Source organism: Kitasatospora sp. NPDC059795 (genome assembly GCF_042732175.1).
Lineage (GTDB): Bacteria > Actinomycetota > Actinomycetes > Streptomycetales > Streptomycetaceae > Kitasatospora.
This window is the reverse complement of sequence record NZ_JBHWID010000007.1, coordinates 293,461-307,275: the sequence shown is the minus strand read 5'-3', so window position 1 is coordinate 307,275 and position 13,815 is coordinate 293,461. Positions and strand designations below refer to the sequence as shown.

The 13,815-nt window shown below is 73.4% G+C and carries 10 protein-coding genes and 1 tRNA gene; 9 read left to right on the top strand and 2 right to left on the bottom strand.

Annotated elements, in window-relative coordinates:
• Window positions 1–14: 14 nt before the first annotated feature.
• From tmk to ACFV4P_RS17360, 6 genes are all read left to right on the top strand, one after another.
• Window positions 15–3,134: a dTMP kinase gene (gene tmk / locus ACFV4P_RS17385; RefSeq protein ID WP_380471916.1), complete on the top strand. Its 3,120-nt coding sequence runs from the start codon at window positions 15–17 to the stop codon at window positions 3,132–3,134.
• A 151-nt stretch (window positions 3,135–3,285) separates the two neighbouring features.
• Complete coding sequence (locus ACFV4P_RS17380; protein ID WP_380471914.1) at window positions 3,286–4,491, top strand: DNA polymerase III subunit delta'; 1,206 nt, start codon at window positions 3,286–3,288, stop codon at window positions 4,489–4,491.
• A gap of 168 nt (window positions 4,492–4,659) precedes the next feature.
• Window positions 4,660–5,769: a hypothetical protein gene (locus ACFV4P_RS17375; RefSeq protein ID WP_380471912.1), complete on the top strand. Its 1,110-nt coding sequence runs from the start codon at window positions 4,660–4,662 to the stop codon at window positions 5,767–5,769.
• Between the two features lie 183 nt (window positions 5,770–5,952).
• On the top strand, window positions 5,953–7,551 hold the full coding sequence (locus ACFV4P_RS17370) for an alpha/beta hydrolase (RefSeq protein ID WP_380471911.1): 1,599 nt from the start codon (window positions 5,953–5,955) through the stop codon (window positions 7,549–7,551).
• A 183-nt stretch (window positions 7,552–7,734) separates the two neighbouring features.
• Window positions 7,735–8,385 (top strand): leucine efflux protein LeuE, encoded by a 651-nt coding sequence (gene leuE / locus ACFV4P_RS17365; RefSeq protein WP_073807503.1) that lies wholly within the window; start codon window positions 7,735–7,737, stop codon window positions 8,383–8,385.
• Between the two features lie 97 nt (window positions 8,386–8,482).
• Window positions 8,483–8,556, top strand: a tRNA-Thr gene (locus ACFV4P_RS17360).
• A 158-nt stretch (window positions 8,557–8,714) separates the two neighbouring features.
• On the opposite strand, the gene ACFV4P_RS17355 is transcribed toward ACFV4P_RS17360, so the two are convergent.
• Both ACFV4P_RS17355 and ACFV4P_RS17350 read right to left on the bottom strand, forming a co-directional pair.
• Entirely contained in the window at window positions 8,715–9,320 is a 606-nt protein-coding gene (locus tag ACFV4P_RS17355) for a PASTA domain-containing protein (RefSeq protein ID WP_380471909.1), read from the bottom strand.
• Window positions 9,320–9,913 (bottom strand): SigE family RNA polymerase sigma factor, encoded by a 594-nt coding sequence (locus ACFV4P_RS17350; protein ID WP_380471907.1) that lies wholly within the window; start codon window positions 9,911–9,913, stop codon window positions 9,320–9,322. Before ACFV4P_RS17350 ends, ACFV4P_RS17355 begins: the two co-directional genes overlap by 1 nt.
• 264 nt (window positions 9,914–10,177) lie before the next feature.
• Between ACFV4P_RS17350 and ACFV4P_RS17345 the strand changes: the two genes are divergently transcribed.
• The 3 genes from ACFV4P_RS17345 to ACFV4P_RS17335 all read left to right on the top strand — a co-directional run bounded on the left by ACFV4P_RS17345 (window position 10,178) and on the right by ACFV4P_RS17335 (window position 13,787).
• The gene (locus ACFV4P_RS17345) at window positions 10,178–11,440 is read left to right on the top strand and encodes an ATP-grasp domain-containing protein (protein ID WP_380471905.1); all 1,263 of its coding nucleotides are present in this window, start codon (window positions 10,178–10,180) and stop codon (window positions 11,438–11,440) included.
• Complete coding sequence (locus ACFV4P_RS17340; RefSeq protein WP_380471903.1) at window positions 11,437–12,444, top strand: TauD/TfdA family dioxygenase; 1,008 nt, start codon at window positions 11,437–11,439, stop codon at window positions 12,442–12,444. Before ACFV4P_RS17345 ends, ACFV4P_RS17340 begins: the two co-directional genes overlap by 4 nt.
• An 89-nt stretch (window positions 12,445–12,533) precedes the next feature.
• Window positions 12,534–13,787 (top strand): ATP-grasp domain-containing protein, encoded by a 1,254-nt coding sequence (locus tag ACFV4P_RS17335; protein ID WP_380471901.1) that lies wholly within the window; start codon window positions 12,534–12,536, stop codon window positions 13,785–13,787.
• Window positions 13,788–13,815: the final 28 nt, after the last annotated feature.

Sequence of the window (13,815 nt, the reverse complement as noted above, 5' to 3'; positions counted from 1 at the left end):
GCTACGCTGACGGTATGACGAGCGAGGAGCTGCCCCCCACCGCACGCGCCGGCGCCCGCGGCCTCCTTGAGGTCGCGCCCGCCGGGACACCAGGCGAACGGGCTCGCGCGCTGCTCCGCCTGAAGCCCTACCGGAAGCTCTGGACGACCCAGCTGCTCGGCGGCACTGCCGACCGGCTGTCGATCCTGGTGCTCGTCCCGCTGACCGTGGTCGCCGCCGTGCTCGGCGGACAGTTCGGGCACGGGTACCGCTCCCTGGCGCTGGCCGTCGCCGCCCTGTTCGCGGCCCGGCTGGTCGCCTCCGGCCTGATCGGGGCCGCCCTGCTCGGTCCGGTGCACGCGCTGGTCGGCGGCCGGATCGACCGGCGGTGGAGCCTGCTCGGCGCCGACCTGGCCCGCGCCCTGCTGATCGGGCTCGCCCCCTGGTGGGTGGTCTGGGCACCCGGCTCCGCCACCTGGGCGCTGCTCGGCACGGTGTTCCTGGCCGGCGTCGCCGAACGGGTCTGGACCATCGGCAAGGCCGCCGCCGTCCCCGCCCTGCTGGCCGTCCCCGAGCAGCCCGGCCCGCCGGCCGCCGCCTCGCTGGACGCCGTCCGCACCCTCGACCTGCGTACCGGCTGGGCCGCGCTGCCGCTGGCGGCCACCGGACTGGTCGGCTTCACGCTGGTCAACAACGTGCTCGCCGCGCTCGGCGTGCACTGGCTGCACGACCACCAGCTCACCGTCGCCGCGCTCGGCACCGCCGCGCTGTTCGCCGTCAACGCCGCCCTGCTGTACTTCCAGGAGCTGCCCGCCGGCGCGAACACCACGCCGCGCTCCCCCCTACAGGGGCTGCGCGCCCCCACCGACGCCACCCCCGGCCCGTCGCTGAAGAAGGGCCGCACCGGCTCCGCCCCGTACTTCACCTTCTCGATCGCCGCCGCCTACGCCTCGATGGCGGGCGTCGCCGCGCTCGGACTGCTCACCGCCGTCGAGCACCTGGCCGGCCCGATCGGCTACGGCCTGCTGGTGCTCGCCGCCGCCGGCGCGCCCGCCGTCGGCATCCGGCTCAGCCGCGCCACGCTGCCCGGCCTGTCCCGCCGCCGGCTGCTCGCCCTCGGCCTGGTCACCGCCGGCGTGGCGCTGATCCTCGCCGGACTGGTCCTCGACTTCGTTCTGGTGCTGCTGTTCACCGTGCTGGCCGGCCTCGCCGCCGGCGTGGTCATCGCCACCGGACGGGGGCTGCTCGCCCAGGAGATCGAGGAGATCCGCCTCGGCAAGGTCACCGAGCACCTCTACGCCGTGCTGCGGGTGGTCGTCGCCGTCGCCCTGATCGGCATGCCGCTGCTGGCCGCCGCCTACGGCGAGGTCTCGCTCGGCGAGGTCCGCACCGGCAGCTTCACCTTCATCCACGGCGGCGGCGCGCTCGCCGTCTCCACCGCCGGACTGCTCACCCTGGTGCTCGCCGCCGTCGTCCTGCTGAAGACCGACGACCAGCGCGGGGTCGTCCCGTTCGGCCGCGAGCTCGCCCAGGCCGTCCGCGGCGGGGCCGAGGCCGCACCGCACCGGGTCGCCGGCAAGGGCTACTTCATCGCCCTGGAGGGCGGCGACGGCGCCGGCAAGTCCACCCAGGCGCAGGCCCTCGCCGAATGGATCCGCGCCAAGGGCCACGAGGTCGTCCTCACCCGCGAACCCGGCGGCTCCCCGATCGGCCAGCGGCTGCGCGCCCTCGTCCTGGACGTCGGCAACACCGGCCTGTCGCACCGCGCCGAGGCGCTGATCTACGCCGCCGACCGCGCCGAGCACGTCGAGAACGTGATCCGGCCCGCCCTGGAGCGCGGAGCCGTCGTCATCACCGACCGCTACATGGACTCCTCCATCGCCTACCAGGGCGCCGGCCGCGACCTGGCGGCCACCGAGGTCGCCCGGATCTCCCGCTGGGCCACCGGCGGACTGGTGCCCGACCTGACCGTCGTCCTCGACGTCGACCCGACCGCCGCGCGGGATCGTTTCACCGAGGCCCTCGACCGGCTGGAGTCCGAGCCCACCGAGTTCCACCAGCGGGTCCGCTCCGGGTTCCTCGCGCTCGCCGCCGCCGACCCCGCCCGCTACCTGGTCGTCGACGGCAGCCAGGCGCCCGCCACCGTCACCACCGCCATCCGGCACCGGCTCGACCGCGAGCTGCCGCTCTCCGACCAGGAGAAGGTCGCCAAGGCCGAGCAGGAACGCAAGGCCCGCGAGGAGGCCGCCAGGCGCGCCGCCGAGGCCGAGGCCGCCCGCAAGGCCGCCGAGGAGGCCGAGCGCAAGCGGATCGCGCTGCTGGAGGAGCTCCGCGCCGAGCAGGCCGAGAAGGACCGCCTGGCCGCCGAGGAAGCCGCCCGCGCCAAGGCCGAGGCCGAGCGCAAGGCCGCCGAGGAAGCCCGGCGCGCCGCCGAGGCGGAAGCCGCCCGCAAGGCCGAGGAGGAGGCGAAGCGGCAGGCCGCCGAGCAGGCCCGCCTCGCCGCCGCGGCCGAGGCCGCCCGCAAGGCTGCCGCCGAGGAGGCCGCCCGCGCCGAGCTCCAGCGCCAGCGCGACCTGCAGCGCGAGGAGCAGCGCCGCCGCGCCGAGGAGGCCCTGCAGCGTGCGGAGGAGGCCCGCAAGGCCGCCGAGGCGAAGGCGGACGAGACCGCGGTGCTGCCCAGGATCGAGGACGCGAAGGCCGCCGAGTCCGAGAGCGAGACCACGCGGGAGCTGCCGAAGCCGGTGCTGGACCAGACCGCCGTGCTGCCCAAGATCGAGGACGCCGAGACCGCGGTGCTGCCCAAGGCCGAGCCGCAGCCCGCGCCGCAGCCCGCGCCCAAGCCTGCGTCCAAGCCCGCGCCCGCGCCCGTGCAGGAGCCGAAGCCGAAGCCGGAGCCGAAGCCGGAGCCGAAGCAGGGCCCCGAGGCCAAGCAGGTGCCGCCCGGGCTGTTCCGCGACGAGGAGGACGACTCCTCCCGCACCCGCGAGCTGCGGCCCCGGCCGGACTGGGCGGAGGAGACCCCGCTCGACGACCTGCCCAGCCTGACCGACAGTCTGCTCGGCTCCCGCGAGGAGTGGGCCCGCTGGGAGGCCGAGGCCCCCGAGCCGGCGCAGGACGAACAGCCGAAGCGGGGCTGGCTCCGCCGCAAGGACTGACGGCAGCAGCGGCATGCAGCAGTGAGGGGCGCGGGGAGCCGCGCGGCGCAGGACCGGCCGCGTCGCTCCCCGCGCCCCTCGGCGTTGGACAGGAGCTGTCCCCGGGCGGCGTTAGGCTCGTCGGGTCGGCGACGACGAGGAGGAGCGCGGCGTGAGTGTGTGGGACGACCTGGTCGGACAGGACCGGGTGGTCGAACAGTTGCAGGCGGCCGCGCGGGCAGCCCGGGCCGCCGTGCTGGCGGGCCGCGGGGAGGCTCCCGAGGGCAACGCCTCGCTGATGACGCACGCCTGGCTGTTCACCGGCCCGCCCGGCGCGGGGCAGGTGACGGCCGCCCGGGCCTTCGCGGCGGCGCTCCAGTGCACCAGCCCGGACCTGGACCTCGGCGGGACGCCCGGCTGCGGCTTCTGCGACGGCTGCCACACCGTGCTCGCCGGCAGCCATGCCGACGTCAAGCAGGTCCGCACCGACGGCCTGTCGATCGGCGTCGGCGACATGCGCGCCCTGGTGCTGCGGGCCTCCAGCTACCCGACCGGCGGCCGCTGGTCGGTGATCCTGGTGGACGCCGCGCACCGCCTCACCGAAGCGGCCGCGAACGCGCTGCTGAAGGGCGTCGAGGAGCCGTCGCCGCGCACCGTGTGGCTGCTGTGCGCGCCCTCGGTGCAGGACGTGCTGCCGACCATCCGTTCGCGCTGCCGGCTGCTGGTGCTGCGCACGCCCCCCGCGGAGGCGGTCGCCGACATGCTGGTCCGGCGCGACGGGGTGGAACCCGAGGCGGCCCGGCTGGCCGCGCTGGCCGGACAGGGCGACATCGACCGCTCCCGGCGGCTCGCGGTGGACGATCAGGCCCGGGCCCGCCGCGCGGAGGTGCTGCGGATCCCGCTGGAGGTCGCGGACCTCGGCGGCTGCCTGGCCGCCGCGCAGCGGCTGGTCGACACCGCGAAGGCGGACGCCGAGGCGCTCGCCGAGACCCAGGACGCCAAGGAGACCGACGACCTGCGGGCCGCGTACGGCGCGTCCGAGGGCAGCCGGGCGCCGCGCGGCATGGCCGGTGCGGTGAAGGAGATGGAGAAGCGGCAGAAGAGCCGGGCCACCCGGACCCGCCGGGAGACGCTGAACGTGGCGCTCGGCGACCTGCTGGGCTTCTACCGGGACGTGCTGGCCGTCCAACTGGGCGCGGGCGGGGCACTCGCCAACGAGGACCAGCGGCCGGCCGTGCAGCGGGTGGCCGGCGAGGGCGCGGCGGAGAACACGCTGCGCCGGATCGAGGCGGTGCTGGCCTGCCGGCGGGCGCTGGACCGGAACGTGGACCCGCTGCTGGCGGTCGAGGCGATGACGGTGGCGCTGCGGGCGGGCTGAGCCGCGGTCGGTCGACCGTCGGTGGACTCCGCTCGTCGTTAGCTCGTTCGAGTGAACGTGGGGAGACGCCCGTACCGCCCGGCGGCCGAGGGGCGTGCGGTCTTGCACCCTGTGCACTGGCCACGCGCTCGCGTTCGGCCGCTCCTTCCCCGAGGTGGTGCGTCCCCCATGGCCCGAACGCTGCTCGTCCTGTTGTTGCTGGTGGTGGCTGTGGTGGCGGGCGTCCGGCTGGCCCGGGCGGCGGTGTCGCGCTGGCGGGACCTGCGGGCCGCGCGGACGTACGGGCTGGCGGTGGAGTCGCATCCGGTGCTGGTCCGGGTCGGGGCGGCGGCGCTGTGCCTGACGTGCGTGGGCGCGCTCGGGGTGGTCGCGCTGATGGGCGAGCGGTCGTCCGGCCGGGTGGCGGTGCGGCACGCGGCGGCGCAGGTCGGCGCGGAGCGGCCCGCCCCCGTCCCTTCGCCGGTTCCCGCGCCGCCGCCGGTGGAGGTGCTGTTCAGCAATGTGAGCCGTCCGGCGGGCGGTGAGCTGCTGCAGGGCGAGGTGCCCGGTCCGGACGGGCGGCTGCGGGCGGTGCGGGTGTGGCTGCCCGCCGAGTACGGGCAGGAGCCGGCGGCCCGGTTCCCGGTGATCGTGGTGCACTCCGGGACGGCCGGGCGGACCGCCGACCAGGACCTGCCGGACGTGTTCGACGGGGTGGCCTCGGCCGTCGGGCTCGGCCGGGCCCGGCCGTTCGTGCTGGTCGCCCCCGAGGCGCCGAGCGGCACCGGCCACCCCTGCGAGCTGGTGGCCGCCGCCCCGCAGGCCGTCGCGGACGACGAGGCGCTGCGCGCGGCCGTCGGCGCGGTCTTCCGCACCCGCCCGGCCGGCCCCGACGGCTGGGCGGTGCTGGGCGTGGACGACGGCGCCCCCTGCGCGGCCGCGGCCGCCCTGGGCCGCCCCGACCTGTACGGGGTGGGCGCGGCGGTGTCCGGCCGGTACGACGGGCCTGCGCTGGCGGCTGCGGCGGGCGATGCGTTTGCGGGGTCTGCCGGGGCTGCGGGAGCTGCGGGGTCTGCCGGGGCTTTTGAGGTGCGGACGAGGCTGCTGCTGGCCGTGGCGAAGCAGGACGCGGACGGGCTGGCCTCCGCCCGGGCGGTGCAGGCGGCGCTGCGGGACGCCGGGGCGCGGGCGCAGGTGCGGATCTCCGACGTCGTCCAGGACTACTCGGCGGACCGGGAGCGGATGCGGCTGCTGCGGGTCGCGGTGCAGTACTTGACGGAGCAGCTGTCGAAGCCGTGAGCGCCCGCCTCGCGGTATGACGATCGGTCCGGTGGTGTGGGCGCGCCGCGATGCCCCCGGGGTGCGGCGGGCGGCCGGGTGGCCCGGGTACGGCCGTCACGGCCGCTAGGCTCGGCCTCCCGGCGACGTCCGGGGTGGTCGGCGTCCGGGCCGGCCCGTTCCCAGGGGAGAGGACCCACGTTCATGAGAGTCGCCCGGCCCCGCCGGCTCCTGTCCGCCGCCGCGCTGGCCGCCGCCGCGTCCCTGCTGCTGGCGGGCTGCACCTCGGGCCACCCGGCGCCCACGGCGGGCGGCTCGCCCGACAGCTCGACGGGCGGCCACGCGCCGGCCCCCACGAACGGCGCCACCCCGCTGGAGCCGCTGCCCACCGACCTCCCGGCCGGCCTCGCCCCGTACTACGCGCAGCAGTTGAGCTGGAAGCCGTGCACCACGGACTTCGAGTGCGCCACCTTCAAGGTGCCGCTGGACTACGCGCACCCCGGCGACGGCCACGACGTGGAACTGTCCGCGATCCGCAAGCCCGCCACCGACAAGACGCACCGGCTGGGCTCGCTGCTGCTCAACCCGGGCGGCCCCGGCGGCTCGGCGATCGAGTACGTGCAGAGCGTCGCGTCGCGCTACGACGGCAACGTGCGGGCCGGCTACGACCTGGTCGGCTTCGACCCGCGCGGCGTCGGCAAGTCCGCGCCGATCACCTGCCTGAGCGGCGACCGGATGGACGCCTACGCGGCCGCCGACATCACGCCCGACAGCCAGTCCGAGATCGACGCGCTGGTCGCCGTCGACAAGGAGTTCGCGGCGGGCTGCTCGGCCCGGGCCGGCGAACTGCTCGGGCACGTCTCCACCGTCGAGGCCGCCCGGGACATGGACATGCTGCGGGCGCTGGTCGGCGACCAGAAGCTCAACTACGTCGGCAAGTCGTACGGCACCTTCCTCGGCGCGACGTACGCCGGGCTGTTCCCGAGCAAGGTCGGCAAGGTCGTGCTGGACGGCGCGATGGACCCCTCGCTGGACGCCGTCACCGGCAACCTCACCCAGGCCGGCGGCTTCGAGACCGCCTGGACGGCGTTCGCGAAGGACTGCGTCAAGCGCGAGGACTGCCCCGTCGGCCACACCGAGCAGGAGGCTGGCGAGAAGCTCACCGCCCTGTTCAAGAAGCTCGACGCGGAGCCGATGCCCACCGGCACCAGCCGCCCGCTCACCGAGGCCCAGGCGCTCACCGGCGTCGCCGAGGCGATGTACACCGAGGCCCTCTGGCCGCACCTGCGCACCGCGCTGGCCGCGGCTCAGTCCGGCAACGGCAGCGGGCTGCTGCAGCTCGCCGACGAGTACTACAGCCGCTCCGAGGACGGCAGCTACGAGAACCTGATGTACGCCAACATGGCCGTCAACTGCCTCGACCTGCCGGCCTCGTTCGCCGACCCGGCGGCGGTCACCGCCGCGCTCCCGGACTTCCAGAAGGCCGCGCCGCACTTCGGCAGCGACATGGCCTGGATGGCGCTCAGCTGCGCGTACTGGCCGGTCAAGGCCAGCGGCGCCCCGCACACCGTCCGCGCGGCCGGCGCCGCCCCGATCGTCGTGGTCGGCACCACCCGCGACCCCGCCACCCCCTACGCCTGGGCCAAGTCCCTGGCCGGGCAGCTGGAGTCCGGACGACTGCTCACCTACGACGGCGACGGGCACACCGCGTACGGGCGGCACAACACCTGCGTCGACGACGCGGTGAACCGGTACCTGCTCGGCGGGGCGGCGCCCGACAACGGCAAGGTCTGCAAGGACTGACGGCGGCTGCTGACGGCGGCTGCTGAGCACGGTCGCTGAGTACGGCCGCTGTCCGGATGGCGGACGGTCATGTCAGGAGTGTTCAGGCACGAAGGGGCTGGCGCTAACATGGCGCAGCCCCTTCGGCGTTCTCGCCTCTCGAACGCTCGATCACTCGGACACTCGGACACCTTGGAGACCGTCGTGCTCGGAGTCCACGACCTGACCACCTACGTCCTCGGCGCGCTGGTCATCGTCCTGCTGCCCGGACCGAACTCCCTCTACGTGCTCTCCGTCGCCGCCCGCAAGGGCGTCCGCACCGGCTACCGCGCCGCCTGCGGCGTCTTCCTCGGCGACCTCACCCTGATCAGCCTCACCTCGCTCGGCGCGGCCTCCCTGCTGCGCGCCAACCCCGCCGTCTTCGCGGTGGTCAAGTTCGGCGGCGCGGCCTACCTGCTGTGGATAGGCCTCGGCATGATCAGGGCCGCCCGGCAGATGTGGCGCGAGCGGGCCGTCGTCGACACCGCCGCCACCGACGCCGTCGAGGCGGACGCCGAGCGGCCGTTCCGCCGCGCGCTGGTCATCAGCCTGCTCAACCCCAAGGCCATTCTCTTCCTCCTCTCCTTCTTCACCCAGTTCGTGGACACCTCCTACGGCGCCCCCGCCCTCTCCTTCGCCCTCCTCGGCGGCGTCCTGCAGACCTTCTCCTTCCTCTACCTCTCCCTGCTGATCTTCGCCGGCACCTCCCTCGCCAACGCCTTCCGCCGCCGCAAGCGCCTCTCCGCCGGCCTCACCTCCTCCGTCGCCGTCCTCTTCGCCGGCTTCGCCGCCAAACTCGCCGTCTCCTCCGCCTGATCACCGGCGCGTACGGACCACCCCCGGAACTGTGTAGACTGGCCCGCGTTGCCGATGCGACCCTGGGCTCACCAGCCCGGTTTCTTCGGGCAACGGTGCCGCCTTAGCTCAGTTGGCCAGAGCAACGCACTCGTAATGCGTAGGTCATGGGTTCGAATCCCATAGGCGGCTCTGTGAAAGCCCCAGGACTCACTCGCCGTGACCTGGGGCTTTTGCCTTTTGCATAAGACCCCGAACGCGTGTCCACTACCGCGGGCGAAGGCCCTACCTCGTGTCCAAGGGTTCTGCCCCGGAGCGGGGCAGAACCCGAAGGTTGATCACAGGAACACTCAGGGCTTCCCCTTCGAGATGAAGAGGGCGATGGGGGAGTCCGGGGCGACGGGGGTGCCGGGTAGGGGGTCGATGTTGATGACGGCTCCGGTCGGGGTGTTCCAGTCGGTGAAGGTTTGGATGTGTCCGATTTTCAGGCCGGCTTCTGTGAGGGTCTTTTCGGCCTGGTCCTGGGGCATGCCGAGCACGGGGGGGACGGTGATGGAGGCGTCGTGCGGGCCCGGTTCGGTGTGGATGCCGGGTGACGGGGTTCCGCTTCCCATCGTGGCGCCGGGGGATGCGGTGCCGGCGGTGGGTGACGGGGTGTTCGGGACGGCGGTCGCGGTGGCGGTCGCGGCGGCGGGGTGGTCGGTCGGGTGGTCGGTGGTGTGCAGGGCGAAGGCCGTGCCGGCGGTGAGCACGATGACGGCGGCCGATGCGGAGAGGGCGGCGAGGCCGCGCCGGCGGCGGGTGCGGGTGCGGTGCAGGATGGCGGTGCCGTCGAAGGCGGGGGGGCGTGCGTCGTTCGCGAAGTCGTCCATGGCCTGGATCAGTGCCTCTCTGAAGTCGGGGCCCGGCACGGTGCTGTGGTGACCGGTCCGGTCGTCGGGCGGGAACGGGGTCATCACGCACCTTCGAGCTGGGGCAGTGGGGCGGTCCGGCGGCCGTCCGGTGTGGGCGGGGGCTGTTCGGGCTGGGGCTGTTCGGGCCGGGGGACTGCGGTGCGCAGTCTGGCCAGCCCGCGGGCGAGTTGCGAGCGTACGGAGCCGGCGGAGATCCGGAGCGTCTCGGCGATCTCGCGGTCTCCCATGTCGTGGAGGTAGTGCAGCACCACGACGGTGCGCATCCCGATCGGCAGGGCGTGCAGTGCCTGCACCAGCTCGTCGCGGAGATCCACCAGCCGGTACGGGTCGCGGGGGTCGGCGCGCTCCACGTCGTGCGAACGCGTGCCCATCCGGCGGAGGTTGCGCCACCGGTCGTTGGCCAGGTTCACCACGATCCGGCGGACGTACGCCTCCGGCGAGTCCGCGACGGCGACCCGGTTCCAGTGGCGGCACGCCTTCTCCAGGGCCTCCTGCAGCAGGTCCTCCGCGCTCTCCTGACTTCCGGTCAGGACATAGGCGGTCCGGAACAGCGCTGCCGAACGCTGCTGGACGAACTCGACGAAGTCGATCCTCCGGGGGTCCTCGCCGCGCCTGTCCAGCCTCACCAGCCGCATGCCGATGCACTCATGTTCCGCTCCTTTGATGTTCCCGCCCCCATGACGGCCCCTCACCGCTCCTTGCTGCACGGGGCCCGCCCGAAGTGACGCACGTCACTGGCTCCGGCGCCCGGGTCGGCGGGAGCGGCGCGTCCACGCCGGGGCCGGTGGGCTGCCGCAAGGATTGCTTAAACCCCGGGTTCAAAACCTTTCGCTACCGCGAGCGAACCGTTCCGGCCACGATCGTGGCGATGGCCGTTTGACGGACGGGGAGCAAAACACGTGAGCATCCTGCTAGTTCACAAGAAGAACCTGAGCCGGCGTCTGCTTCTGGCGAAGGCCCGGGAGTACACGCAGCGGCACGGGGACCGGCTGCTGATGATCATGGCGGACCCGACGTGGGAGGCGGAGTACGTCGACCGGGTCGGCCTTGCGGACACCACGAGCATCGAAGAGACCCTCAAGGCGTGCAAGGCGCTGCTCGCGGACGAGACGGAGCCGGTCACGGCCGTCATCACGCTGAGCGAGTTCTGCGTGCCGACGGCTGCGGCGATCGCCGCGGAGTACGGTCTGCCCTCGGTGAGCGAGCAGACCGCGTACGCGGCGCGCGACAAGTTCGCGATGCGCAGTGCGTTCGCGGCGGCGGGGGACGTGCCGCAGCCGAAGTTCGCGCTGGTCACCGACGCGCGGCAGGCCGTCGAGCAGGCGGAGCAGCTCGGCTACCCGGTGATCATCAAGCCGGTGATCGGCGCGCACAGCATGTTCGTGCAGAAGATCGACAACGAGCAGGAGCTGGTCGAGGCGTTCCCGGAGATCCAGAAGGGCGCCTGGGAGGGCTTCGCGTTCGACCCGCTGTACGACCAGACGTACGAGCGGTACAACGGCGGCATCCTGATCGAGGAGTTCGTCGGCGGCACCGAGATCAGCGTGGAGTCGCTGATCGTCGACGGGGTGACGCACTCCATCGCGATCCACGACAAGCCGCTGCCGCAGGGCACGACCTTCGAGGAGGTCTACGCCTGCACCCCGACCCGGCTGCCCGCCGAGACGGTGGAGAAGATCTACGCCGCGACCGCCGCCTGCCACCGCGCGCTGGGCATCACCACCGGCGCCTCGCACGTCGAGTGGCGGCTGCGCGACGGCAAGGAGCCGGTCATCCTCGAAGCCGGCGCCCGGATGGGCGGCGGCCCGATCTACCGGTCGGTGCTGCTGAGCACGGGCGTCGACATGCTGGAGGCGATGCTCGACCTGTCGACCGGGCGGACGCCCACCATCGACCCCCGGCCGGAGCCGACCCCGATCGGCTTCCGCAACATCTTCCCCGAGAAGCCCGGCACGCTGACCGAGATCGTCGGCGCCGAGGAGACCGAGGCTTCCGACGACGTGCACGACCTGGAGATCCTCCGGGGGATCGGCGACACCCTCGACGTCCCGCCGAACACCTACGAGGGGTACGGCCACGTCATCTTCACCGCGCCGGACATCGAGCGTCTGGACGCGCGGTTCGCAGAACTTCTTCGAACACTGCGGCTGGAGACCCGATGAACGCACTGAGCGGAGCCCTGACAGCGTCGTCGACCATCGGTGACGGCGGTATCGCCCTCACCGACCTCCGCCTCGCGGACAGTGTCCGCGACGCCCTGGCCGAGCGGCTGCACGACGCCCTCGGCGACCCATTCCCGCCGCTCGACACCGATGTCGACGCCGCGATCCTCGCCCGGATCGGCGTGCACGCGCTGCGCCGGACGCTGCCGACCGCCGTGCTGGACGAACTGGCCGGCTTCACCCGCGACAGCAGCGACGTGCTGGTGCTGTCGAACCTGCCGCAGCAGGAGTTCCCGCCGACCCCGGTCAGCGGCTTCGGCGAGGAGACCGAGCTCTCCCTCGTCAACTCGCTGCAGCTCGGCCTGATCTCGCTGCTCGGGCTGACCCCGTACGCGGTCGACTACGAGAACAGCGGCAAGCTCATCCGCAACGTCGTCCCCAACCCCGAGGCGGCCGGCAAGACCAGCTCCTGGGGTGCGGACACCGAGTTCTTCTGGCACACCGACAACCCCCACCTGCCGTTCGGCCAGGCGGGGTTGGACCCGAGGCCGTTCCCGCCGCGGTTCCTCACCTTCTACGCGGTGCGCAACGTCGAGCAGGTGGCCACCGAGTTCGTCGGGGTGGACGTCGCGCTGGAGGGGCTGCCGGAGGACGTCCTGGAGCGGCTGTCCGCCAACGAGTTCCTGGTGGCGGCACCGGACTCCAACGACGTCAAGTCCGACGGGAGGCGGATCGCGCTGGAAGGCACCGCGGTGCTCCAGCGTGCCCCCGAGGGTGTCCTCATGCGCTACGACCGCGGCACCACGCGGGGCATGAACGCCGAGGCCGAGCGGGCCCTGGACATCCTGTCCGAGCAGCTGGCCCGGAAGCCCGCCTTCGCGCCCGTCCTGCAGCCGGGCCAGTTCCTGATCTTCGACAACTACCGGGCGCTGCACCGCCGCAAGGCCTTCGACCCGGCGCCGTCCGAGGTCGCCCGGTGGCTGCGTCGCTGCTACGCCAGCTGACCGCGACGCGGAACACCGCTGACAACCCGGCTCCACCGGCCAGTTCACGGCCGGAGCCGATTCACCGCACAGAACGAGGAGAACATCGGATGTATCGGGTCGCCGTGGTCGGTGGAAAGCCGGCCCCCATCAGCGGTGCGAAGGAACTCGGCATCGACGTCGTGCTGGTCCACGAGGAGGGCAAGTACGACATCGACGAGGCCGGGCCGCACTGCGAGCGGATCGTGCACGCCCCGGTCGACGACCGCGAGGCCATCCTCGCGGTGCTCAAGCCGCTGCACGAGGAACGCCCCTTCGACCTGCTGCTGACCACCACCGAGGACGCCGCTATCCCGGTCGGCTGGGTCAACGAGGCGCTGGGCCTGCCCGGCACCAGCGAGCGCACCTCGCGGATCATCAAGGACAAGGCCCTGACCCGGCAGGCGATGGCCGACGCCGGCCTGACCCCGGTTCAGTTCCGGTCGCTGACCGACGCCGAGGACGCGGCCGACTTCCAGACCGCGGTCGGCGACCGGATCGTGCTCAAGCCGATCGACGGCGTCGCCAGCCTGCACATCCACGTCGCGACCACCCCGGAAGAGGCGTCCGCCGCGTGGAACACGCTGCAGGAGGCCGGCTACCCGCGGGTCATCGCCGAGGAGTACCTCGACGGCCCCGTGGTGAGCGTCGACTCGTTCTCGTACCAGGGCCGCCACATCGTGGTCGGAATGTCCGAATACATCATGAACGAGACCTTCGTCGAGTGGCAGGTCGCGACGGTCAGCGAGACCGCCTGGCCGCACCGCGAGGCGCTGCGCACCGCCACCGCCGAGCTGCTGGACGCGGTCGGCCTGACCGACGGCCCCGCGCACAGCGAGTTCGTGCTGACCCCCAAGGGCCCCCGGGTGCTGGAGACCCACAACCGGCTCGCCGGCTCCGGCGCCCCCGACCTGGTGCGCCGGGCGACCGGCGTGGACCTGGCCCGGATGTTCCTGACCATTCCGCTCGGCATCGACAAGCTCCCCGAGACCCACCCGGAGCCGACCGGCGGCGCGGCGATCCGCTTCTTCGTCTTCCCCGAAGGCGGCCGGATCACCAAGATCACCGGCCTGGACGACCTCGACGTGCCGGTGCTGCGGGTGCCCGCGGGCGAGAAGCCGCCGCACATCATCCCGTACATGTACAAGCTCGCCGGGCACGAGGTCGGCGTCGTGATCTCCAAGGACGTGGGCGACACCGTCAACCCGCTGCGCGCGGTCATGGACTGCGACAGCGGCTACGTGCTGGCCCAGGGCCGCGACATGCAGGACGCGGTCGCCAAGGCCGCGGCGCTGACCGAGCGGATCCAGTTCCACGTCGAGTAGGCCGCCGGGCCGACTGCACACGACCGAC

Bases quoted from the DNA above. Each gene is read 5' to 3' on its own strand.
- tmk (WP_380471916.1), top strand. From the start codon at position 15: ATGACGAGCGAGGAGCTGCCCCCCACCGCACGCGCCGGCGCCCGCGGC.
- ACFV4P_RS17375 (WP_380471912.1), top strand. From the start codon at position 4,660: ATGGCCCGAACGCTGCTCGTCCTGTTGTTGCTGGTGGTGGCTGTGGTG.
- ACFV4P_RS17335 (WP_380471901.1), top strand. From the start codon at position 12,534: ATGTATCGGGTCGCCGTGGTCGGTGGAAAGCCGGCCCCCATCAGCGGT.
- ACFV4P_RS17340 (WP_380471903.1), top strand. From the start codon at position 11,437: ATGAACGCACTGAGCGGAGCCCTGACAGCGTCGTCGACCATCGGTGAC.
- ACFV4P_RS17370 (WP_380471911.1), top strand. From the start codon at position 5,953: ATGAGAGTCGCCCGGCCCCGCCGGCTCCTGTCCGCCGCCGCGCTGGCC.
- ACFV4P_RS17355 (WP_380471909.1), bottom strand. From the start codon at position 9,320: ATGACCCCGTTCCCGCCCGACGACCGGACCGGTCACCACAGCACCGTG.
- ACFV4P_RS17350 (WP_380471907.1), bottom strand. From the start codon at position 9,913: ATGCGGCTGGTGAGGCTGGACAGGCGCGGCGAGGACCCCCGGAGGATC.